We start from the raw sequence: 21,931 nt of genomic DNA on the forward strand, positions 1-21,931 counted from the left end.
CGACTTGAAATAAAAAATGAAATTTCTAAAAATAAATTTAGTACCACTTTCTTGTAAATAATTTGAATAGTGTGCCTAAATCAAGTGATACAATGAATCTAATTCTTTGGTCGTAGTTGTCATCTCCTATTTCCCAACCATTGCTAGAATATACAGGCAAATACAATTCAAAATAATCTTCAACAAAACTTAAACGAATTCCTGAATCATAGACAAATTTCGGATTCGCATATCTATTCTTGTAAAAACCTGCATCAGCGTAAGCAAAAATCCAGTTCCATATGGTCGTACTTACATTTGTAGAAGTAATCCATTGATTAACAAATCTTTGATTAAATTGAGATTTAAAACCTCCTTCTGCCATAATAAACTGCTGGCTGAACAAACCGCTTTGTTCGCTTCTTCCGTAATAATTATAATCAAACAGGTAATCGGTTGGCCTGTCTAAGGCAAAGCTGAAAAAATTAGAATCTTGGGTGTCATTGTATAAAAACAAGCCGCCATAAAAGCGCAAGTTGATCTGTCTATTGTTATTATATAGCTTTCTAAAACTGAAAGTAGAAGACAATTTGCTGAATTTTTGTGCTATTTGGTAATCAACGGAAGTGGTAAAAAACCGATCCAAATTTTTATCAGAAAAGTTATAGCGTATATTGAAAATATTATAGTTAGGTTCTTCAGTTTCTACAAATTCATTTTCATCTTGGTCAACATTCACTGTTCTTACAGATAAATTATGCCTGGCATTATCTCGTAAATCTTCAGGTCGATAAGTCATGCTAATATACCCCGAATATCGCCTGTAAAATAAATCCTGATTATACGAAAATCGGGAGCCAGTCAGGCCGTATCTCACACTGAAGAGATCTTCGCCTTTCAAAAAATGAGTATAATCTATTGAAGCACCACCAACAACAGCATTACTGGTAAGCCCATATTTAGGATTGATTTTGAAGCTTAATTGTTTTGGGAGAAGTGAAGTGTTATATAATTTAGGTCCTAAAGCAAGTCCATCATAAAGATTGTATGTAAACTCTGGTGTGATAAACAATTGATTGTATTTTGGATCATCAATATCTTCCAATAACCTGAACTGTAATGGCTTATTAAGAAGTCTTCCTCTGCTTTTTAAATTGTTTCTAGGGTTGAATTCTGGAATTATTCCTTCATAATTTACAGCGACCTGATCACTTCCCAGATCCTTTAAATAAATTATAGTATCGTTTCTAAACGCATCAACCCAATTTTTGGAGATGATGCGGTCATCTTTCAATTGATAAACAGCGACTGGCATTGAATTTCTGGTTTTATTTAGAATTTCAATTTCAAGTGAATCCGATATTTTTTTGACCTTTTTGATTTTAAAATCAATATCCTTTGGACTGCCCAAATAATTGGATTGAAACCAATTGATATCTTTTTCAGTAAGCGAAGAGACTATTTTAAAATAATCCTCTGGATTTGAGCGATTTAAACTATTCTGGCTGAAGTAAATTTTTAAGCTTTCATTAACAATATCTTTTCCTAAATAGTCTTCCAAATACTTAAAACCAAGCCCTCCTTTATATGGATTGGATAGTTTTTGATTGAATTTTAAAAGACTATCTTGAGGAAAGTCGACAGGTTGTCCAAGGTTTTGGCGGATAGTTGTTTGGTGTATAAAATTGTACCTATCATTAAACATCAGGTCTGAAGCATGAAACCATTTCACACCGATGAAATTTGAGAATGTACCAAGTAATTTCACATCAGGATAGTAGGCATCGACATAATCCATCATAACTTTTACCAGGATGGCATCTAGGAACCATTGACTTTCTCTGGTATTCATTAAAAGAGAACGTCTTAGATATTGATCGGTTAAAGTTTTTAGAACTTTGATGTCGTATTGGAAGCCATCAGGAAAAGGTCTTATAAAGCTAGGAAGTTGATTGAGTCCATAAACAGGGGAAAGATTGTAATCTTCCTCAGTTACCATCATGGTCTCAAATCCAAATTCACCAAACTGATCCTCTAAAAAGTATACAATTCTATCTAGAATTAAAGCTTCAATTTCTGGACGTAATGAGCTGTCTTTTAGATTAGTATAAATTTTAACGTGGTCGGTTTGTATAGATTCGAAATTATCAATTCGTTTCACGAAAAGAGTTGTTCCTGCTAAAGCTTCTCCTGTCAGATTCACTTTTTGATATCCTGTAAGAACACTTTCTTCTTTTTTGGAATTGAAGATTGATTTAATAGAATATGTGTTCGGATATTCAAAACTTAAGTCATAATCTAATTTTTGTAACGGGAAATCGTTTAAATCTTTATGGCTATATAAAATCCAGTCTTCTTCCAGTATTGCAGGAAGTATGAGCCAATCTTTTAAATTCAGTTCTCGATCATTCCATCCAAATCCTGTGAATTTTTGATCTGGTATAATAAGCGAGTAGTTAAGATTGATGTCAATAGACTCTCCAGGAGGAAGCTCTTTATTTATATCAACCTGAATCAAATCAACTTGGCCTTCGACAAATCTCCAATTAGAATCGGTGTTTGATGAAGACAGAGAATGGATGGTCGTTCCTCCTCTTTCATAGTCTGATGCAAAGTGAAACCGTCTCACAAATTCCTGAGCGTAACGCTTGGCAAGTGGACTATTTTTATCTGAAAAGGCATTCTGCCAATTGTACAAATAAATAGAACTTAAAGGTGTTTCGCTAGTGTTCTTGAAAGTGATAGTTTGTAATATCGTAAGTGTTTTGAGATTTTCAGACGTAATAATTTCTGCTTTCACTTTATTTTGTGCTCTAGCAGAAACAGAAAATAATGTGAATAAAAATAAAGTGTATAATAGATATCTATTTTTCAATGGCTTACGTAAAATTTTTGTGTTGTTGGTAATTGCTCCACTCTCATGTAATACAAACCATTAGATAGGGTTGATGTATCAATCGATTCATTTGTATTAGAAACGATAAAGTTAAAAACTTCTTGTCCTAAAACATTGTAAATCTTACTTCTTGAAAACAATAATTCCGGACTGAATTTTAGATTCAAATTTTGAGAAACAATATTACCAGTGATAAAAGTTACTGAATCTGTAATATCATATGATGGTTTAGATAGAAAATTACCACTTACTGCCAGATTCATCACAACAGGTAAGTGGTCGCTCATCTGATAGAGTAGTTCTCTTAATTCTGAACCAAACTCTCCATCACAATCACTACTATTGATAGTATTATTGTAACAATTAGAATTATTTCCCCAGGCTTTATAGCTGTCCTCAACGTAAGTTATCGCATTCGCTTCTGAAATCATCGCGTTTGAAATTAACATGATATCAAACCTATCATCCAGACCTCCACCAGCTCCAAAGTCATCAAATTCTGCACTGCTTGTGCGAGTACTTTGGGTATGGGTACCAGCAAAAGAGGCGTTATTATTCCAATCTCCAGATGCATTTATTGGATCTATCATATTTAAAGCGTTTGTTCCATTCAATAAAACCTGATATCCTTGTTCAGAAGATGAATACATATTAAAATCACCTGCTAGAAGAATGTTTGCCTCTTCTGGAAAATTCTGAATGTAATTTATGAATTGTCGAGCCTCAAAAAGACGTTCATTTTCAGAAGCTATAGAAGCCTTAAAATGAGCCACAAACACCTCAAGTTGTATTTCAGAATTTGTATTCAATTCAAAACTATAGTGATTTATACTTCTAACGTTAGTTTCTATTTGATCGGTATAGTTCAAGGTAAACTTTTCAGAATTGAAATAAACCAATTGATGAATCAAGGAAGCCCCTGAGGAGTTAAATAGAAAAGGGGACTGAACGATTTCCGCAGAAGTATAAAGAAATGATTCATTTAAAATCTTTTGTGCATCGTTTTGCGATTCAACCTCACAAACCATAAATAAATCGGGGTGATAAGTACTCAATATCGTATTCAGAATTTCTGTTCTATTGGTTGGTGGAGCACTTGAAAAATTTAATAAGTTATAGAACATAGTCTTTATTTCTGCTTGCCCAAAACTCAACAGGGTGAAAAGAAAAGCAAAAAATAAATACACTATTTTTTTCATGAATTAAAAATTTGGACTCAAATCATACTGATTGTAAAATTTATCAAGAATTTCTACGACTTCATCTTCAGTGTCTACAAGCTCTATGAGATCAAGATCTTCAATACTCACAGTTTTAAGCTTTTCTGCCAAAGTAGTTTTTATCCAATCTAGTAATCCACTCCAGAATTCAGTCCCCACGAGGATGATAGGAAACTTGTCTATTTTTCTTGTTTGAATAAGAGTGATAGCCTCAAAAAGCTCATCTAAAGTTCCAAAACCTCCAGGCATTACCACAAATCCTTGAGAGTATTTTACAAACATCACTTTTCTAACAAAGAAGTAATCAAAATCAAGGTTTTTGTTCGCATCAATATAAGGATTGTCATGCTGCTCAAAGGGTAAATCGATATTAAGTCCAACGGAGGTTCCGCCTCCAAGATTGGCTCCTTTATTTCCAGCCTCCATAATTCCTGGACCGCCTCCGGTGATGATACCATAACCTTGATCCACTATTTTATTGGCTACTTTCACAGCCAGTTCGTAGTACTTTTCCCCCGGTTTGGTTCTTGCAGACCCAAAAACAGAAACACAAGGTCCAATTTCACTTAAGCGTTCGTAACCATATACGAACTCGCTCATGATTTTGAATAAAGCCCAGCTATCATTTGTTTTTATTTCATTCCAGTTTTTAGGATGTTTATCGACCATAATATTTTATTTAAGTTCTTTTTTTAGAAATTGAGCGGTGTAGCTTTCAGTGTTTTTAGCAATTTGTTCTGGAGTGCCTTTTGCCACCAATTCTCCACCTTTTTTTCCACCTTCATAACCAATGTCAAAAATATAGTCTGCAAGTTTAATCACATCCATATTATGTTCAATGATTAATACGGAATTTCCTTTATCCACCAATTTCTGCAGGACTTCCATAAGGACTCGTATATCTTCAAAATGAAGGCCGGTTGTAGGTTCATCTAAAATATAAAAAGTATTTCCGGTACTTATTTTTGAAAGCTCTGTTGCAAGTTTTATTCGCTGTGCTTCACCACCAGATAAGGTTGTACTTTGCTGACCAAGAGTTATATAACCTAAACCAACATCTTTAATAGTTTTTAATTTTCTGTAGATTTTAGGTATAGGTTCAAAAAAAGGTGTCGCTTCATCAATAGTCATTTGTAGAACATCGCTTATAGACTTCCCTTTGTAACGAATTTCCAGAGTCTCCCGATTAAAACGCTTGCCCATGCAGGTTTCACATTCGACGTAAACATCTGGTAAAAAATTCATTTCGATGACTTTTACGCCCGCACCACCGCAAGTTTCACAGCGCCCGCCTTTAACATTAAAACTAAATCTTCCTGGCTTATAACCTCTTATAAGTGCTTCGGGTGTTTTTGCAAACAAACTCCGTATTTCACCAAAAACTCCAGTGTATGTGGCTGGATTGGAACGCGGTGTTCTTCCTATTGGTGATTGATTTATATCTATTACTTTATCTAAATGTTTGAGCCCTCTCACTGTTTTGTGAGGAAGTGCTTCCATTTTTCCGTTGAAAAAATGATTATTCAACACAGGGTAAAGCGTATCATTGATAAGTGTTGATTTTCCGCTGCCTGAAACTCCTGTTACAACAATAAGTTTACCTAGAGGAATTTTAATGGATACATCTTTTAGGTTATTTCCTGTTGCATTCAGTAAGTGTAAATGTTTTCCATTACCCTTTCTTCTCTTGGCTGGGATTTCAATTTCTCTCTTTCCAGAAAGATAGTCAGCAGTAAGTGTATCATGTGTGAGGATGGTTTTAGGGTCACCTTCACTTATAATTTCTCCACCATTTTTTCCAGCATGCGGACCAATGTCTATAACGTGGTCTGCTCTTTCTATCATGTCTTTATCGTGTTCTACAACAATTATAGAATTCCCTAAATCCCGTAAGGAAACAAGCGAATTAATAAGTTTTTCATTGTCGCGTTGGTGTAGACCAATACTTGGTTCATCAAGAATGTATAAAACTCCAACCAATTGCGAACCAATTTGCGTTGCCAATCGGATTCGCTGAGCTTCTCCACCAGATAAAGTTTTAGATCCTCGATTTAAGTTGAGATAATTCAGTCCAACGTCTTCCAAAAATGAGAGCCTGGTTTTAATTTCTTTAATGATCTCTTCAGCTATTTTCTGTTCACTTTCACTAAACCTTTCCAAGATATTTTTGAAAAAATCTACCAGTTCATCGACATCCATATTGACAATATCTGCCATGTTTTTTCCGTCGATCTTGTAGTAAAGCGATTCTTTCCTCAATCGGCTTCCTCCACAAGTTTCACATGGTTTTTTATCCATGTATTTTTTTGCCCAGCGCTTAAGAGATGCTGAAGATTCCTTTTGATTAAATGTATCCTCAATGAATTTTGCAACGCCCTCAAAATTATAACTAAATGTTTTACTCACTTTTGAAGTTTCGCTGTATTTCTTAAAACTGGCTTTACCACCGTGAAGAATAACTTCTAGAGCCTCTTTGGGGATATCCTGAATTGGATCTGTTAATTCAAAGTTGAAATGTTCTGCAATAGAACGTAGTTGTTTGAATACCCAATTGTTTTTCTTCTCTTTTCCATGTGGTTCAATTCCTCCGGCTTTTATGGATAGAGAAGGGTCGGGAATAATTCTATCTAAATTGATTTCAAAAACTTCACCTAGTCCATTGCAGTTTGGACAAGCACCCTTTGGGGAATTAAAGGAAAAATTATTTGGTTCTGGGTTAGGGTAGGAGATACCTGTTGTAGGACACATGAGGTTACGGCTGAAGAATTTTGGATCTTCTTTGCCATGTTCCAAAATCATCATCACATTATTGCCTTGCTTCATAGCTGTTGCAATACTTTCGCTTAATCGTTTATTGGTATTGGTGTCATCGTCGACTTTCAGTCGATCGACGACCACTTCAATGTCGTGGATCTTATAGCGATCTACCTTCATTCCTTTCTCGATGTCTTTTATTTCGCCATCAATTCTTACCTTCAGAAAGCCTTGTTTGGCAACTTGTTCAAAAAGTTCTCTGTAGTGTCCTTTCCTAGAGCGAATGATTGGTGCTAAAATATTTACTCGTTTACCCTCAAAGTCTTCAACAATTTTATTCTGGATTTGTTCATCTGTAAAACTCACCATTTTTTCACCAGTTTTGTAACTATAAGCAGTTCCGACTCTGGCGAAAAGAAGTCTTAAGAAATCATAGATTTCAGTGATTGTTCCAACTGTACTTCGGGGACTTTTGGAGGTAGTTTTTTGTTCAATGGCTATCACAGGGGATAAACCATCGATTTTATCGACATCTGGACGCTCCAGTCCATCTAAAAACTGTCTGGCATAAGCAGAAAAAGTCTCTATATATCTACGCTGACCTTCAGCATAAATGGTATCGAACGCAAGAGACGATTTTCCAGAACCAGATAAGCCTGTGATCACCACAAGTTTATTTCTAGGTATGTTAACGTCAATGTCTTTTAAATTATGGACTCTAGCCCCAAGGACTTCAATAAATTCTTCTTTTTTCTTCATAGCAATTTCAACGCGCGAATTTAAGTAAACAAAATGATATTGGGAGGGATAATACCATTTGCTTATCAATTGTTGAAAGCCTCAATTTAATTGGATATACTGGGTTCTTTAGAAATACTCAAATCGTGATTCCTGCAGGCAATAAATCCTTGTATTTGAGCCTGTTTCTTCTAAAGAATTTTGCAACTTCGGGCGATGTAGGCATTACCTTGATGCGTGTATCAATAAAGCTATCTAAGATTTTTGAAAAGAATATATTTTGAATTTCTGAATCTATAAATTGTTCAGGAATTGTAAGTTTTGTTAAAAAAATTTTACGGTCATGTTCGGAAAATTCAACAGCTAAAAGTTCACCATCGATTTTTGTTTCATACTGTCTTTGAAACTCATTTTTGGTTACTTCAAAGTCTTTATTCATAATTTCAAAGATTTGTAAAATTTAATTTTGAAAAATTACCTCACAAAGCTTGTCGCATTGTTAATTAATTTATTGAGATACAAAGGTAAACAATAAATTTAAACCCTATTTTTGCAATTGATTATTTTAAATTATAAAAGAGGTGATTAAGGTTTACATGATGCCAGGTATGGCGGCGAATCCATCGGTATTTGAAAGGATTGTTTTACCGTGCGATGAATTCAAAATCATTTGGTTATCATGGAAAATTCCTGAAAATGAGGAATCATTGTCAGACTATGCTGAACGTATGGTAGAGCAGGTGGTTAAGGATGAACCTGTTGTATTGATTGGTGTATCTTTTGGTGGTGTTTTGGTGCAAGAAATGAGTAAGTTTATAAAAGTTAAAAGACTTATTATCATTTCAAGCGTGAAAACAAAGCATGAGTTACCTAAACGAATGAAATTCGCAAGAGATACAGGTTTTTATAAAGTTTTACCAACAAGCCTTCTCAACTATATAACTCAAATTGAAAAGTTGCCTTTGGGAGATTTAGTAAGGAAAAGACTTAAACTTTATCAACAATATTTATCAGTCAATGATAAAAACTATTTGGACTGGGCTATTAAGGAGATGCTATGTTGGAATCAAGAGAAACCATTAGATGGAACGATTCACATTCATGGAGAGGATGATTTGGTGTTTCCAATAAGAAATATTCAAAATTGTATTGTTATTCCAAAAGGAACACATATAATGATTCTTATGAAGTTTAAATGGTTTAATAATCATTTACCAGAATTGATAATAAAAGGGAAAATAAATTCAGAAAAAAATATACAAAAATGAAACTAAATACTTTTTTTAGAAAGTCAATATTTACATTAGGAGTCATTTCACTTACTTTAGGGACTTATTTTGCAATAACAAGTTTTATCACTTCTGAAGAAGAAAAAGAGGTGAACGATAGTCCTGATAAGACGTTCAAAAATGATTATAATGTATTTGCAATCGATCTACCCGAACAAATTGATTTTGCCGGAGAAAGAACTCCTTTGGAAATCCCAGATGTAAGGGAACGTATGGATAAAGAGTTACTTGTAAATACGTATTGGCAATCAAACGCTTTGCTTCTTATTAAGAGATCGAACAAATATTTTCCAATTATAGAACCTATTCTTGAAGAGTACGGAGTGCCTGATGATTTTAAATATTTAGCTGTAGCAGAAAGTGGTTTAGAGCATGTGGTTTCTCCAGCTGGAGCCACCGGCTTTTGGCAGATTATGAAATCGACTGCTACAGACTATGGGCTCGAAGTCAATAATAATGTTGATGAAAGATACCACATTGAAAAAGCTACCAGAGTAGCTTGCCAGTATCTCATAAACTCCAAGGAACGTTTCGGAACCTGGACGCTAGCGGCAGCTTCATATAACGCTGGCAATAGAGGTATCTCAAGAGAATTGAAGCGTCAGGAAGTGGAAGATTATTATGACCTTTTGCTCAATCCAGAAACTTCTAGATATGTTTTTAGAATTATTGCCTTAAAGCATATATTATCCAACGCCAGAGAATTTGGGTTTCACTTTGAAGAAAAAGATCTTTATGAAATTGAAGCTATCAAAAAAGTTAGCGTAGATACAGCTGTCACTGATTTTGTAAAGTTTGCAGAAAAATTTGACATGAATTATAAAACACTAAAAGTTCATAATCCTTGGTTGCGAGACAAGCACTTAGATAATTATTCCAAAAAAGAGTACAACATTAAAGTTTTAAAATAAGAAACGCTTAGGAAGTCATTAACTTGAATATTCCATAATTGATGGACTTTATTTTGTTTACTTTATCAAGATCTGGGAGTTACAATTTTCGGTCTTTATCTAAGTTTTGGATTCTCTTGTTTTGAAGCGCAAATCACAAATTCAAGACTGACAGCTTAACTTTTAATACCGCGAACACCAAAATCGTTAAGTGAAAAACTTCCTAGGGAATTAGCCTTTGTAAAATCTTCTTTGACCTTAAAAATCATTACGCTAAATCCAGTGTTTGGTGCGCATTTAAATATTATTATTTGACCAATTGTTTTGAGCTTTTATCGGTTAAACTAGATTTTAAAATGGGTTTTTAGTAAATAGTTTTAAACTTTCATGTTTTTGTAAAAGCTCAATGTCTTCAGAAATATCCTTATAACATTTTTCTATGGCTATATCCTTGTCAACAGAGGGATGGATTTGAGTATTCTTTCTAATATTTAATATTGTTTTGTCACCGCATACCGCTAATGAGATAGGAAGACCAAGTTTGTGTTTGAGTGTTTTAATTGTTTTAGTTTCTGTATTACTTAATTCATCAACATATAAAACCTTTATTTTAGGATGGTACTGCTTCGAAAATTTGATTGCATCTTCTTTTTTATCCCACATAATGAGAGCGAAGTCTAACCAGTCAGAATGCTCTTCAACCAATAATTTTAAAGCTTCTAATTCGCCATTGCTAGGAACGCACCAAGAGGCATAGCTCATCAAATAGAAAGGTTTCTTTATGTCGTGAATATGATTAATCTTTTGGTCTACACTTAAAACTTTGAAATTGTCCATAATAGTTCCTTTCAATTTAAGGTCTACCAATGAATTGAAATATTCTTCAGAGGATTCATGATTGCCTCTGTGAAAATCCAAAGAAGACTTTCTTTGAAATTCCTCATGATGAATAGCTAACATTTCAGAAAAAAGAATGCTGTCGATTTCCTTATTATTTTGGGAGAAAACCGAAAATGAAAAAAATAATATCAGCGTAATTTTTTTCAAAATGAGATGAATTATTGTTAATTTTTAAATTTAAGTAATTTAATTACCATTTACTTAATCAATCTTCCAGCTTATTTAGCAATAATTATGAACTTATTATTTTTAAAATATTATATTTGTTATAACCAATTCTAGAATATCGTCTTATGACCAATGAAATCAAAGAAGATCATGAAAAACTAAGGGAAGTCCTTGATAAAACACTTCACAGATTCAAAAACAATTTACAAACTCAACTTAGTTTAATGAATATACAGACCTCTACTAATAGGTCTTATTTTGATGACAAAAAGGTAATTGTAGATCGAGTTTTTGCCCTTACACATGTTTATGATTTATATTATAGAAGTAGTAAAGGAGAATCTCTTTCTGAGGATTCTTCAGTATCTCTTCAATCTTTTATGCTTCAATTCTTTCAATATCTCCAGACTTCAACTCCGAAAATTGATTTTGATTTAATTGAAATTGCAGAAGTTAATGTAGATGTAGACAATTTATTGCTTTTGAGTTATATACTTGTTGAGATCAATGACTTCAGAAAAAATCTTGATGACACTCTTACTATTGAGATTTCACGTAAAGACAATAAAGTGTTGTTTAAATTCTCGTTCTCAAGTATAGAAAATCATGAGAATTTTCACGAATTATTTGAAGATCAATACAAGATATTCGACCTTATGGTTATGCAGCTGAAAGGTAAATTTGATTATAAAAAGAAATTTGTAAGACTATCATTCCCAATCCTATGAAAACAAAAGTACTAGTAGTAGAAGACGATAAGCTCGTTTCTTATGAAATTAAATCCATTTTAGACAACAATGGATTTGATGTTGATATATGTGACAGTTATTCCTGTTGCATAAAAAATCTCGACACATTTAAGCCAGAGCTCATCCTTTTAGACATCGATCTTCATAAGAAATATGAGGGCATTCAAATAGGTTCATACTTGAATTCTAAAGTTAATATTCCTTTTATTTACATAACTGGATATACAGATGTTGAGACCTTAAAACGAATACAAACGACCAAACCAGTAGGTTATTTATCTAAACCCTTCAGGGAAATAGATATCATCAATAACATAGAACTTGCGCTTTACAATAAAAAAGCGAGTTTGGACAATAATAAAAAATCAGAAGAACAACCGGAAGAACGCAAGTATTCAAAACCTATAAAACGCGCTTTAGAATATATTGATACCAATATCAATCAAGAGATCAAAACTGATGAACTTATACGTGTTTCTGGTTGGAGTAAATTTCATTTTATCAGAGAGTTTGCTAAAGAAGTAGGCATGACTCCTTATCAATATATCTTTGACGAAAAGATGAAATTGGCTTCATCAAAACTGAAGAACACATACCAAACAGTTAAGGAAATCGCTTTTGACCTAGGTTATACATCCAATTCAAGTTTCACAAACGCGTTTGTAAAGCATTCTGGGTTATCACCATCCAATTTTAGAAAAAAATACTGTAGATAATAAAAAAATTAGAAGCGTTTCATTTGCTTCTTCATCATTTGAATCTGCTCATTTAGCATTCCATGTTTGTCAAGGGACTTTGCTTCTTTGAGAAGTAGTTGTGCCTCACGCTTTCTCCGCTTGGTCATTGCAATGCCAGCAAGATTTAATTTGGCCATTGCTAAATCCTGATTCATAGACAACCCAAGTTTTATAGCTCTTTTGAAGTATTTTTCAGCTTTAGTCATATTGGTTTGAGATAGCAACAAACCATGTATATAATTAAAATAACCCTGCTGTTTTTGTGTTAATGCTGTATCTGGATTTTTAATTTTATCCAACCATTTACGAGCACCTTCAAAATCTTGTTTCCTTAATCTTAAAAATGCTAATAAAATCATTTCGTTTTTAAAGTATAAGAAAATGAATATACCAGATAGTAGAATGAGAGCTATTCCATTTCCAATGTTATTTTCTACAATTTGGTATACACCTAAAGCAATAATTAATACCGCAATAATGAGTTTGAAGTTCTTGTTAAACATATTATTATATTTGGGTGCAAATCTAGCAAAAACAAATGAAAAAAACTTTACTTCAAGTCTTGTAAAACTAAAAATGAATCGTATATTTGCACGCAGTTTTTAAAAAATAAATAATACTTTTAAAGTCATAAAATAATGAAAAGAACTTTTCAACCTTCCAATAAAAAGAGAAAGAATAAGCACGGTTTTAGAGAGAGAATGTCGTCCGTAAATGGTCGTAAAGTTCTAAAGAGAAGAAGAGCTAAAGGAAGAAAGAAATTAAGTGTTTCTTCAGAAATGAGTTTAAGAAAGAGATAAAATGATTGATTAATTTCACATTATAAAGGTGTTGCTTTTCGCAACGCCTTTTTTTATATCCAATAGTTTCATTATTAAAGCCTTCTAATATGCCCAAAAACAACAACATCAAAACAATGCTCATAATAGGTTCTGGCCCTATTGTGATAGGTCAAGCTTGTGAGTTTGACTATGCAGGTTCACAGTCATTGAGATCTCTTCGAGAAGAAGGGATTAAAACAATCCTTATAAATAGTAACCCTGCAACAATCATGACAGATCCTACTATGGCCGATCATGTCTATTTGAAACCGCTCACAACAAAATCGATTATTGAAATCCTAAAAAATCATCCAGAAATTGATGCTGTTCTGCCGACTATGGGAGGTCAAACAGCTCTAAATCTTTGCATCGAAGCAGACGACAAGGGTATTTGGGAAGATTTTGGTGTTAAAATTACAGGTGTAGATATTGATGCAATTAACATTACAGAAGATAGAGAAAAGTTTAGAAAACTAATGCAGGATATTGGAGTAGGTGTTGCTCCTTCCAAGACTGTCACTTCCTTTTTACAGGGTAAAGAAGTGGCACAGGAATTTGGCTATCCCCTAGTGATTAGAGCTTCTTTTACTCTTGGAGGTAGTGGAGCGTCTATAGTGTATAGAGAAGAGCAGTTCGAAGAGCTTTTAACAAGAGGATTGGAAGCTTCCCCCATACATGAAGTAATTATCGACAAAGCATTGTTGGGGTGGAAAGAGTTTGAGCTGGAATTGTTGAGAGACCGAAATGATAATGTAACTATCATATGTAGTATTGAAAATATGGATCCTATGGGAATCCATACCGGAGATTCTATAACTGTAGCCCCAGCCATGACCTTGAGTGATAAGACTTATCAAAAAATGAGGGACATGGCCATTAAGATGATGAGAAGCATCGGTGATTTCGCAGGAGGATGTAATGTTCAATTTGCAGTAAGCCCAGACGAAAAAGAAGATATTATAGCTATTGAAATTAACCCCCGTGTTTCACGATCTTCAGCATTAGCTTCAAAAGCAACAGGTTATCCCATTGCTAAAGTAGCTTCAAAATTAGCAATAGGATATCATCTAGATGAACTTCAAAACCAAATCACACAAACGACATCGGCATTTTTTGAACCAACGCTTGATTATGTGATTGTTAAAATACCAAGATGGAACTTCGACAAATTTGAGGGTTCTGATAGAACTTTAGGTTTGCAGATGAAGTCTGTTGGTGAGGTTATGGGAATAGGTCGTTCATTTCAAGAAGCTTTACATAAAGCAACCCAATCTCTTGAAATCAAAAGAAATGGTCTGGGAGCTGACGGAAAAAGCTATACAGATTATAATCAAATCCTCAGCAAACTCGAATATGCGAGTTGGGATAGAGTTTTTGTAATTTATGATGCCATACAATTAGGAATACCACTAAGTAGAATTCATGAAATCACAAAAATTGACATGTGGTTTCTTAAACAATACGAAGAGTTGTATAGCCTTGAGGTAGAAATTTCAAATTATACAATTGAAACTATTACAAGAGAATTAATGCTTGAGGCAAAGCAGAAAGGTTTTGCAGATAGACAAATTGCTCACATGTTGAAATGTCTAGAGAGCGAAGTCTACAGTAAGCGTGAAGAATTAAACGTCAATAGAATATATAAGCTTGTAGATACCTGTGCTGCAGAATTTGAGGCACAAACCCCTTATTATTATTCCACATTTGAAGCAGACGTTATCAATGCTGATGGCGATAAAGTAAACACTAATGAAAGTGTAGTGACAGACAAAAAGAAAGTTATCGTTCTTGGTTCTGGGCCAAATAGAATAGGGCAGGGCATAGAGTTCGATTACTGTTGTGTACATGGTGTGATGGCAGCTGCAGAATGTGGTTATGAAACTATAATGATCAACTGTAATCCTGAAACTGTTTCTACTGATTTTGATACTGCAGATAAGCTTTATTTTGAACCTGTTTTTTGGGAGCATATTTATGATATCATAAAGCATGAAAAGCCTGAAGGCGTCATTGTTCAACTTGGTGGTCAAACTGCCTTAAAACTTGCTGAAAAATTAAATAGATATGGTGTCAAAATTCTTGGAACTAGTTACGAAGCTCTTGATCTAGCTGAAGATCGAGGAAGTTTTTCAAAATTATTACAAGAGAATAATATTCCTTACCCAGAATTTGGCGTAGCAGAAACTGCTGATGAAGCTTTAGCTCTCGCTGAAGAACTGGACTTTCCAATTCTCGTTAGACCTTCCTACGTTCTTGGAGGTCAAGGGATGAAAATTGTTATCAATAAAAAAGAGTTAGAAGATCATGTAGTTGATTTATTGAGAAAAATACCTAATAACAAACTCCTTCTTGACCATTATCTCGATGGAGCGATTGAGGCCGAAGCCGATGCGATTTGTGATGGTGAAGATGTTTACATTGTTGGAATCATGGAACATATCGAACCTTGCGGCATACACTCTGGAGATTCTAATGCCCTTTTACCACCATTTAATCTTGGAGATTTAGTTCTAGAGCAAATTAGGGATCATACCAGAAAAATAGCCTTAGCATTAAATACAGTCGGATTGCTTAACGTTCAGTTTGCGATAAAAGATGATAATGTCTATATCATAGAAGCAAATCCGAGAGCCTCAAGGACAGTTCCTTTCATTGCAAAAGCGTACAAGGAGCCTTATGTAAATTATGCTACTAAAATCATGCTGGGACGTAACAAATTAAGTGACTTTAATTTTGATCCACAGTTGGAGGGATATGCGATAAAACAACCTGTTTTTTCATTTGATAAATTTCATAATGTTAATAAGCAATTAGGACCAGAGATGAAAAGTACAGGAGAAAGCATTTTATTCATCGATAGTTTAAAAGATGATACATTTTATGAACTTTACGGAAGACGCAAAATGTATTTAAGTAAATAATATGGCCTTAATTCAATCTATAAAAGGTAAATCTCCTAAAATCCCCGCATCCTGTTTTTTGGCCAATAACTCTACTGTTGTAGGCGAAGTTAATATGGGTGAAAATTGCAGCGTATGGTATAATGCTGTTATACGAGGGGATGTGAATAGGATTGATATTGGTCATAGTACAAATATACAAGATGGGGCAATAGTTCACTGCACTTATCAAAAAGCATCCACTAAAATTGGTAATAGAGTATCCATTGGTCATAAAGCTATAGTTCATGGTTGTACTATTCATGATGATGTTCTCATAGGAATGGGGGCGATTGTGATGGATCACGCAGTGATCGAAAGTGGAAGTATAATTGCAGCTGGAGCTATCGTAACCGCTGGCAAGAGGGTAGAAGCCAATTCAATTTACGCAGGTATCCCTGCCAAAAAGTTAAAAACCACTTCTAAAGAAAATTTAGAAATGATAAAACGCACGGCTAAAAACTATACTATCTATAAGACTTGGATTGATTAACTTATCGATAGAATTTAATTAAAAAAGCCCGTTTCATGATTCTGAAACGGGCTTTCTAATTTTAGAAATAATGAATTGAAGTATTATTGATTTCTGAAAATAAGTTTTCCATCAAATTGATCCAGCAGGATAATGCTATCTGTTTTTATTTTTTCGGCCAGAATTTCTTTTGAAAGCATATTCAACACTTCTTTTTGTATGGTTCTCTTCACTGGTCTTGCACCATATTGTGGATCAAAACCAACTTTAGCCAAGTATTCAATAGCCTGTTCTGTAGCGTCTACTGTGATTCCCTGTTTCATCAGCATTTTTTTCAAATTATTGATTTGCAGTTGAACGATTTCTTTAATATCGTCTTTTGAAAGTGGTGCAAACATGACCACATCATCAATCCTATTAAGAAATTCTGGTCTCACACTTTGTTTTAATAGGCCAAGAACTTCAACTTTGGCGCTTTCCATAGCTGAATCTACGTCTTCTGTTGCATCATATTTTTCCTGAATAATATGACTACCAATATTTGATGTCATTACTATGATTGAATTTTTAAAATCAGCTAATCGTCCCTTGTTATCTGTTAATCGCCCTTCATCAAGTACCTGAAGTAAAATATTAAAAGTATCCGGATGTGCTTTCTCAATTTCATCCAGCAGAATAACTGAGTAAGGTTTTCTTCTTACAGCTTCTGTTAATTGTCCACCTTCTTCATATCCGACATATCCCGGAGGTGCACCCACCAGGCGACTTACCGAATGTCTTTCTTGATATTCACTCATATCAATTCTTGTCATTGAGCTTTCATCATCAAACATATATTCTGCTAGCGCTTTGGCTAATTCTGTTTTACCTACCCCCGTAGTACCTAAAAATAGAAAAGAACCTATTGGTCTGTTTTGATCTTGCAATCCTGCTCTGCTTCTTCTTACAGCGTCGGAAACAGCTTGTATCGCTTCGTCTTGACCTACAACTCTGTTGTGAAGTTCATCTTCTAGTTTAAGAAGCTTTTCGCGATCTGACTGTAGCATTTTAGTAACAGGAATTCCAGTCCATTTGGCGACTACCTCTGCGATATCTTCATAATCTACTTCTTCTTTGATTAGCGTATTCTCAGATTTCTGGTTTTCAACTTCATTCTGAAGTTCCTCTAGTTTTTCCTGAGCTTCTTTTATCTTTCCATAGCGGATTTCAGCCACTTTACCATAATCGCCATCACGTTCTGCTCGCTCAGCTTCAAGTTTAAAATTTTCAATATCAGTTTTAACTTTCTGAATATGATCTACAACATCTTTTTCATTCTTCCAACGCGCATGTAGTGTATTGCGTTCTTCTTTCAAATCTGCTAAATCTGCCCTTAAAGATTTTAATTTTGTATCATCATTTTCACGTTTTATCGCTTCAATTTCGATTTCCAGCTGCATCACTTTTCTGTCTAGAACATCCAATTCCTCCGGTTTGGAATTGATTTCCATTCTCAACTTGGATGCGGCTTCATCCATTAGGTCAATGGCTTTGTCCGGTAAAAACCTGTTGGTAATATAACGCTGAGATAGTTCTACAGCACCAATTATCGCCTCATCTTTGATTCTAACTTTATGATGAGTTTCATATTTTTCCTTAATACCTCGAAGGATTGAGATGGCACTTTCCGTATCTGGCTCGTTAACAATAACTTTTTGAAAACGTCTTTCTAAAGCTTTATCTTTTTCGAAATATTTTTGATATTCATCTAAAGTTGTAGCTCCTATTGCTCTCAGTTCTCCTCTGGCTAAAGCTGGTTTTAAGATATTAGCGGCATCCATGGCACCTTGACCACCACCTGCACCCACAAGGGTATGAATTTCATCTATAAATAAAACAATATCTCCATCGCTTGAAGTTACTTCCTTAATAACAGACTTGAGTCGCTCCTCAAATTCACCTTTATACTTAGCTCCAGCAATTAAGGCGCCCATGTCCAGGCTATAGATTTTCTTAGATTTTAGGTTTTCGGGAACATCTCCCGCTATTATTCTATGAGCTAAGCCTTCAGCAATGGCTGTTTTACCTGTCCCAGGTTCACCAACTAACATTGGATTGTTTTTGGTTCTTCTGGATAAAATTTGTAGTATTCTTCTTATTTCTTCATCACGACCAATAACAGGGTCCAATTTCCCTTCCTCAGCCATTTTATTTAAATTTTTGGCGTACTTATCCAGGGAGTTGTAATTGTCTTCTGCACTTTGAGAAGTGACTCGGTCTCCTTTTCTTAATTCCTGGATTGCAGCTTCTAGGGCTTTTTCTGTTACTCCCTGATCTTTTAAAACTTGAGCTACTTTGCTTTTACTTTTAAAAATGGCTAAGATGAGATGCTCTATGGAAACGTAATCGTCTTTCATTTTCTTAGCCACAATGCTAGCCTCATTTACAGTCTTATAGGCTTCTCTGGATAACACAATATCGCCACCAGAAACTTTCGGGAAACTCTCTAAGTTTTTTTCTAAGATTTGTTGAAATAGTTGAGTGTTGACGTTTAGTTTTTTCAAAATAAAAGGCGTGACATTCTCATCAACTTCAGAAATAGCTTTGAAAATATGCTCATTTTCAATCTGCTGATGTCCGTATTCCTGTGCAAGAAGTTGTGCCTTTTGGACTGCTTCTTGGGCTTTTATGGTAAAGTTTTTAAAATCCATAGTGTTGTTTTTACAAAGATATTTCAAAACATATACCGAAACACTAACACGACAAAATGACAACATAAAGTGAAAAATACAAGACAAAACGGCACACTGAGATCAAGAGAATCAAGTATTTAGCATCTATACATCAACTGTTATCAAGCTTAAAATTTTGATTTAGCTTTAAGATAAAATAACACATTTAAAAAATACAACTAATGCTTCGGCTCGAATATTAGGATATTCTAAACTGTTTTAAACTTTCAAGTCTTTTAAAAAAAAATCAATAAAAACTTAAGATTATAAGTAAATTAAAATTATCTAAATAGTTGAATAAAAGAAAAACTACTTAATTTTCATTTTCAGAGGAAAGATTATTATTTATCAATATTTTTAAATTGATATTTTAAATATGATATATTTGAAGAAACAACGGACATGAAAACTTTATATTTTAACCTAATTATTGCTGTTTTTATATCCTTTTCTGTTCAAGCTCAGGTAACTAATACAGGACAACCTAAAAGTTGGAAGCTGGATTTGGTCTCAAAAAAATCAATTTCTCTTCCCAGCTTCGATTTAAAAACACTCCAAGAGCAGGATAAAATAAATGATCAACTTCAAGAAAAGCCCTTTCGCTTTGGGTATGAACATCAAGTTAGTTTAGATTTAAAAGATGGAACTTGGAATATTTTAAAGGACGGGTCAAAAGTTTGGCTTCTAAATGTAAAATCTAAGGGAGCAAAAACTCTCAATTTTATGTTTGATGAGTTTTTATTGCCAGAGGGTGCCAAATTATATTTCTATAACGATAAAAAAACTGATCTTTTGGGTGCATACACTTCTTCTCAGAATAGAGCAGATATGCAATTTGGTTCTTGGTTGATTGATGGAGATAACATTTGGGTTGAATATTATGAACCTAAAAATGTAGACTTTAATGGTCAATTACATATATCGAAAGTAGTTCACGGTTATAGAAGCGTTAATGAAGTTTCAGCATTACAAAAAGATTTAAACGACTCAGCAGATTGTAATTTAGATGTCGATTGTCCTATTGGTAGTGATTTTGATGATATTAAGGGTGAACTAAAAAAGTCTGTCGCATTGGTTTTAACAGGCAGTACCGTTTGTTCTGGAACCCTTATCAATAATACAGAAAACGATGGTCAGCAGTATTTTTTAACTGCCAACCATTGTTTAGAAGGCTCTGTAGGTAGTTGGGCCTTCAGATTCGATTGGATAAGTCCAAACCCTTCATGTTCAACAACTGTAAACTCGTCGAATAGCAGTTTCAATCAAACTGCGAGTGGTGCCACTTTACTGGCAAATAATGCGAAATCAGACTTTCTACTTTTAGAGATTAATGCAACATTTCCTGGAGACTGGGACTTAGTATGGGCAGGATGGGATCGATCTGGAGATATACCAGATTTTACTGTTGGAATTCACCATCCTAGAGGTGATATTATGAAAGTATCCAGAGACAATGACGGTCCCTCTAAAAATTCAAGACCTTTTAATAATATAGACGATATGGATAATTGGTTCCTTGATGAGTGGGAGTTGGGTGTTACAGAACCAGGTTCGTCGGGTTCTGCGCTTTTCGATCCAAATGGTAGAATTATTGGTCAACTTGCAGGTGGAGCTGCAGCGTGTAATGGAACTGTAAACAACGGTGCTTTTGATTTTTATGGTAGATTTGATGTGTCCTGGGATTATGGTAATAGCATAGATTCTAGGCTCAAGGAATGGCTCGATCCTAACAATAGAGGAGTTCAAGTTTTAGGTCAATATCCTCCAACTGAAACCTTTGCATATGACGCAGCATTGTTACTAGATGATCTAGATGAACCAATTTGTGGAGATGAAGCCTTTCCTGTTTTTAGAATACTCAATAATGGAATTGAAAACATAACTAGAGCAACATTAACATACAGGGTTGGATCTGAACCAGAGCAAAATATAAGCTGGTCTGGTAATCTGTCCTCAGGAGAAACAGATATCATAACATCTACAACGCTGGACCTTAATCTTAGCAATCAACTTCAAGCTGAACTAGTAATTAATGGACAGGAAGATGAATTCATTAACAATAATTCTATCAACCGAAGCATAGATAATTATGAAAACTTTCGATTCACAACAGATTCAGTAGTATTTACTTTATTAACAGATGATTATGCTTCTGAAACATCCTGGAGTTTGTTGAATGAGTCTGGAATTGTGATTGAAGAAAGTCAAGGTAATTTAACAAATAATACAACCTATGTTGAACAATTTGAAGTGGAGCCCGGAAAATGCTATGAATTGGTAATTTTTGACACAGAAGGCGATGGGATTTGTTGTTTATATGGCGAAGGATCTTATTCACTTCAAACAAATTCTTCTCAAGTGATAGCGAAAGGAGGTGAGTTTGGTGTACGGGAAGTTATAAAATTCAGAATCAATGAAGTACTTTCAGCAGAAGACTTTGAGTTTTCAGTTTTTCCAAATCCATCTGAATCGATGATAAGAATAGAAGGTAATTTTGGAGACGATGCAATGGTTTCAATCTTTGACTTATCCGGTAAGCTTATATACCAAAATAATAATACTGAAAATTTAGAAATAGATATAAATTCATTCCCAATTGGTGTATATTTCCTCCAAATCGATAATGAGAATAAGACATTAACCAAGAAATTCATTAAATTATAAAGCT

The 21,931-nt window shown here is 34.2% G+C and carries 16 protein-coding genes; 8 read left to right on the top strand and 8 right to left on the bottom strand.

What is annotated here, in order from left to right; genetic code table 11:
• Positions 1 to 37: 37 nt before the first annotated feature.
• The 5 genes from LB449_RS06300 to LB449_RS06320 all read right to left on the bottom strand — a co-directional run bounded on the left by LB449_RS06300 (position 38) and on the right by LB449_RS06320 (position 8,026).
• Entirely contained in the window at positions 38 to 2,854 is a 2,817-nt protein-coding gene (locus LB449_RS06300; RefSeq protein WP_224454220.1) for a gluzincin family metallopeptidase, read from the bottom strand.
• Positions 2,851 to 4,074 carry a T9SS type A sorting domain-containing protein gene (locus tag LB449_RS06305; protein WP_224454221.1) on the bottom strand — a complete coding sequence of 408 codons (1,224 nt, stop codon included), beginning with the start codon at positions 4,072 to 4,074 and terminating at the stop codon, positions 2,851 to 2,853. The genes LB449_RS06300 and LB449_RS06305 overlap by 4 nt, the downstream gene beginning before the upstream one ends.
• A gap of 3 nt (positions 4,075 to 4,077) precedes the next feature.
• Positions 4,078 to 4,764 carry an LOG family protein gene (locus LB449_RS06310; protein WP_224454222.1) on the bottom strand — a complete coding sequence of 229 codons (687 nt, stop codon included), beginning with the start codon at positions 4,762 to 4,764 and terminating at the stop codon, positions 4,078 to 4,080.
• Positions 4,765 to 4,770: 6 nt separating this feature from the next.
• Positions 4,771 to 7,608: an excinuclease ABC subunit UvrA gene (gene uvrA, locus LB449_RS06315; protein WP_224454223.1), complete on the bottom strand. Its 2,838-nt coding sequence runs from the start codon at positions 7,606 to 7,608 to the stop codon at positions 4,771 to 4,773.
• Positions 7,609 to 7,726: 118 nt separating this feature from the next.
• Positions 7,727 to 8,026 (bottom strand): GNAT family N-acetyltransferase, encoded by a 300-nt coding sequence (locus LB449_RS06320; RefSeq protein ID WP_224454224.1) that lies wholly within the window; start codon positions 8,024 to 8,026, stop codon positions 7,727 to 7,729.
• Between the two features lie 160 nt (positions 8,027 to 8,186).
• Between LB449_RS06320 and LB449_RS06325 the strand changes: the two genes are divergently transcribed.
• The gene (locus LB449_RS06325) at positions 8,187 to 8,855 is read left to right on the top strand and encodes an alpha/beta hydrolase family protein (protein ID WP_224454439.1); all 669 of its coding nucleotides are present in this window, start codon (positions 8,187 to 8,189) and stop codon (positions 8,853 to 8,855) included.
• Positions 8,852 to 9,787: a lytic transglycosylase domain-containing protein gene (locus tag LB449_RS06330; RefSeq protein WP_224454225.1), complete on the top strand. Its 936-nt coding sequence runs from the start codon at positions 8,852 to 8,854 to the stop codon at positions 9,785 to 9,787. Before LB449_RS06325 ends, LB449_RS06330 begins: the two co-directional genes overlap by 4 nt.
• Before the next feature lie 330 nt (positions 9,788 to 10,117).
• Here LB449_RS06330 and LB449_RS06335 read toward each other — a convergent pair whose 3' ends face one another.
• On the bottom strand, positions 10,118 to 10,813 hold the full coding sequence (locus LB449_RS06335) for a TlpA family protein disulfide reductase (protein WP_224454226.1): 696 nt from the start codon (positions 10,811 to 10,813) through the stop codon (positions 10,118 to 10,120).
• Positions 10,814 to 10,959: 146 nt separating this feature from the next.
• Here LB449_RS06335 and LB449_RS06340 point away from each other — a divergent pair, with 146 nt between their 5' ends.
• The gene (locus LB449_RS06340; protein WP_224454227.1) at positions 10,960 to 11,562 is read left to right on the top strand and encodes a histidine kinase dimerization/phosphoacceptor domain -containing protein; all 603 of its coding nucleotides are present in this window, start codon (positions 10,960 to 10,962) and stop codon (positions 11,560 to 11,562) included.
• Positions 11,559 to 12,299, top strand: a complete 741-nt coding sequence (locus tag LB449_RS06345) for a response regulator transcription factor (protein WP_224454228.1) — start codon at positions 11,559 to 11,561, stop codon at positions 12,297 to 12,299. The genes LB449_RS06340 and LB449_RS06345 overlap by 4 nt, the downstream gene beginning before the upstream one ends.
• Before the next feature lie 8 nt (positions 12,300 to 12,307).
• Here the strand turns inward: LB449_RS06345 and LB449_RS06350 are convergent, their stop codons facing one another.
• Positions 12,308 to 12,823 (bottom strand): DUF2892 domain-containing protein, encoded by a 516-nt coding sequence (locus LB449_RS06350; RefSeq protein WP_224454229.1) that lies wholly within the window; start codon positions 12,821 to 12,823, stop codon positions 12,308 to 12,310.
• Between the two features lie 135 nt (positions 12,824 to 12,958).
• Between LB449_RS06350 and rpmH the strand changes: the two genes are divergently transcribed.
• The 3 genes from rpmH (at position 12,959) to LB449_RS06365 (ending at position 16,573) form a co-directional block, all read left to right on the top strand.
• Positions 12,959 to 13,120 carry a 50S ribosomal protein L34 gene (gene rpmH / locus LB449_RS06355; RefSeq protein WP_003438882.1) on the top strand — a complete coding sequence of 54 codons (162 nt, stop codon included), beginning with the start codon at positions 12,959 to 12,961 and terminating at the stop codon, positions 13,118 to 13,120.
• An 89-nt stretch (positions 13,121 to 13,209) separates the two neighbouring features.
• On the top strand, positions 13,210 to 16,062 hold the full coding sequence (gene carB / locus LB449_RS06360; RefSeq protein ID WP_224454230.1) for a carbamoyl-phosphate synthase large subunit: 2,853 nt from the start codon (positions 13,210 to 13,212) through the stop codon (positions 16,060 to 16,062).
• A 1-nt stretch (position 16,063) separates the two neighbouring features.
• On the top strand, positions 16,064 to 16,573 hold the full coding sequence (locus tag LB449_RS06365) for a gamma carbonic anhydrase family protein (protein WP_224454231.1): 510 nt from the start codon (positions 16,064 to 16,066) through the stop codon (positions 16,571 to 16,573).
• Between the two features lie 83 nt (positions 16,574 to 16,656).
• Here LB449_RS06365 and clpB read toward each other — a convergent pair whose 3' ends face one another.
• Complete coding sequence (gene clpB, locus LB449_RS06370; protein ID WP_224454232.1) at positions 16,657 to 19,242, bottom strand: ATP-dependent chaperone ClpB; 2,586 nt, start codon at positions 19,240 to 19,242, stop codon at positions 16,657 to 16,659.
• Positions 19,243 to 19,665: 423 nt separating this feature from the next.
• Between clpB and LB449_RS06375 the strand changes: the two genes are divergently transcribed.
• Complete coding sequence (locus tag LB449_RS06375) at positions 19,666 to 21,927, top strand: T9SS type A sorting domain-containing protein (RefSeq protein ID WP_224454233.1); 2,262 nt, start codon at positions 19,666 to 19,668, stop codon at positions 21,925 to 21,927.
• Positions 21,928 to 21,931: the final 4 nt, after the last annotated feature.

Source organism: Psychroflexus lacisalsi (genome assembly GCF_020164495.1).
Lineage (GTDB): Bacteria > Bacteroidota > Bacteroidia > Flavobacteriales > Flavobacteriaceae > Psychroflexus > Psychroflexus lacisalsi.

What these genes read in the sequence shown, in the direction of transcription:
- LB449_RS06305 (WP_224454221.1), bottom strand. Translation starts at nt 4,074, where the DNA reads ATGAAAAAAATAGTGTATTTATTTTTTGCTTTTCTTTTCACCCTGTTG.
- LB449_RS06310 (WP_224454222.1), bottom strand. Translation starts at nt 4,764, where the DNA reads ATGGTCGATAAACATCCTAAAAACTGGAATGAAATAAAAACAAATGAT.
- uvrA (WP_224454223.1), bottom strand. Translation starts at nt 7,608, where the DNA reads ATGAAGAAAAAAGAAGAATTTATTGAAGTCCTTGGGGCTAGAGTCCAT.
- LB449_RS06320 (WP_224454224.1), bottom strand. Translation starts at nt 8,026, where the DNA reads ATGAATAAAGACTTTGAAGTAACCAAAAATGAGTTTCAAAGACAGTAT.
- LB449_RS06325 (WP_224454439.1), top strand. Translation starts at nt 8,187, where the DNA reads ATGCCAGGTATGGCGGCGAATCCATCGGTATTTGAAAGGATTGTTTTA.
- LB449_RS06330 (WP_224454225.1), top strand. Translation starts at nt 8,852, where the DNA reads ATGAAACTAAATACTTTTTTTAGAAAGTCAATATTTACATTAGGAGTC.
- LB449_RS06340 (WP_224454227.1), top strand. Translation starts at nt 10,960, where the DNA reads ATGACCAATGAAATCAAAGAAGATCATGAAAAACTAAGGGAAGTCCTT.
- LB449_RS06345 (WP_224454228.1), top strand. Translation starts at nt 11,559, where the DNA reads ATGAAAACAAAAGTACTAGTAGTAGAAGACGATAAGCTCGTTTCTTAT.
- LB449_RS06350 (WP_224454229.1), bottom strand. Translation starts at nt 12,823, where the DNA reads ATGTTTAACAAGAACTTCAAACTCATTATTGCGGTATTAATTATTGCT.
- rpmH (WP_003438882.1), top strand. Translation starts at nt 12,959, where the DNA reads ATGAAAAGAACTTTTCAACCTTCCAATAAAAAGAGAAAGAATAAGCAC.
- carB (WP_224454230.1), top strand. Translation starts at nt 13,210, where the DNA reads ATGCCCAAAAACAACAACATCAAAACAATGCTCATAATAGGTTCTGGC.
- LB449_RS06365 (WP_224454231.1), top strand. Translation starts at nt 16,064, where the DNA reads ATGGCCTTAATTCAATCTATAAAAGGTAAATCTCCTAAAATCCCCGCA.
- clpB (WP_224454232.1), bottom strand. Translation starts at nt 19,242, where the DNA reads ATGGATTTTAAAAACTTTACCATAAAAGCCCAAGAAGCAGTCCAAAAG.
- LB449_RS06375 (WP_224454233.1), top strand. Translation starts at nt 19,666, where the DNA reads ATGAAAACTTTATATTTTAACCTAATTATTGCTGTTTTTATATCCTTT.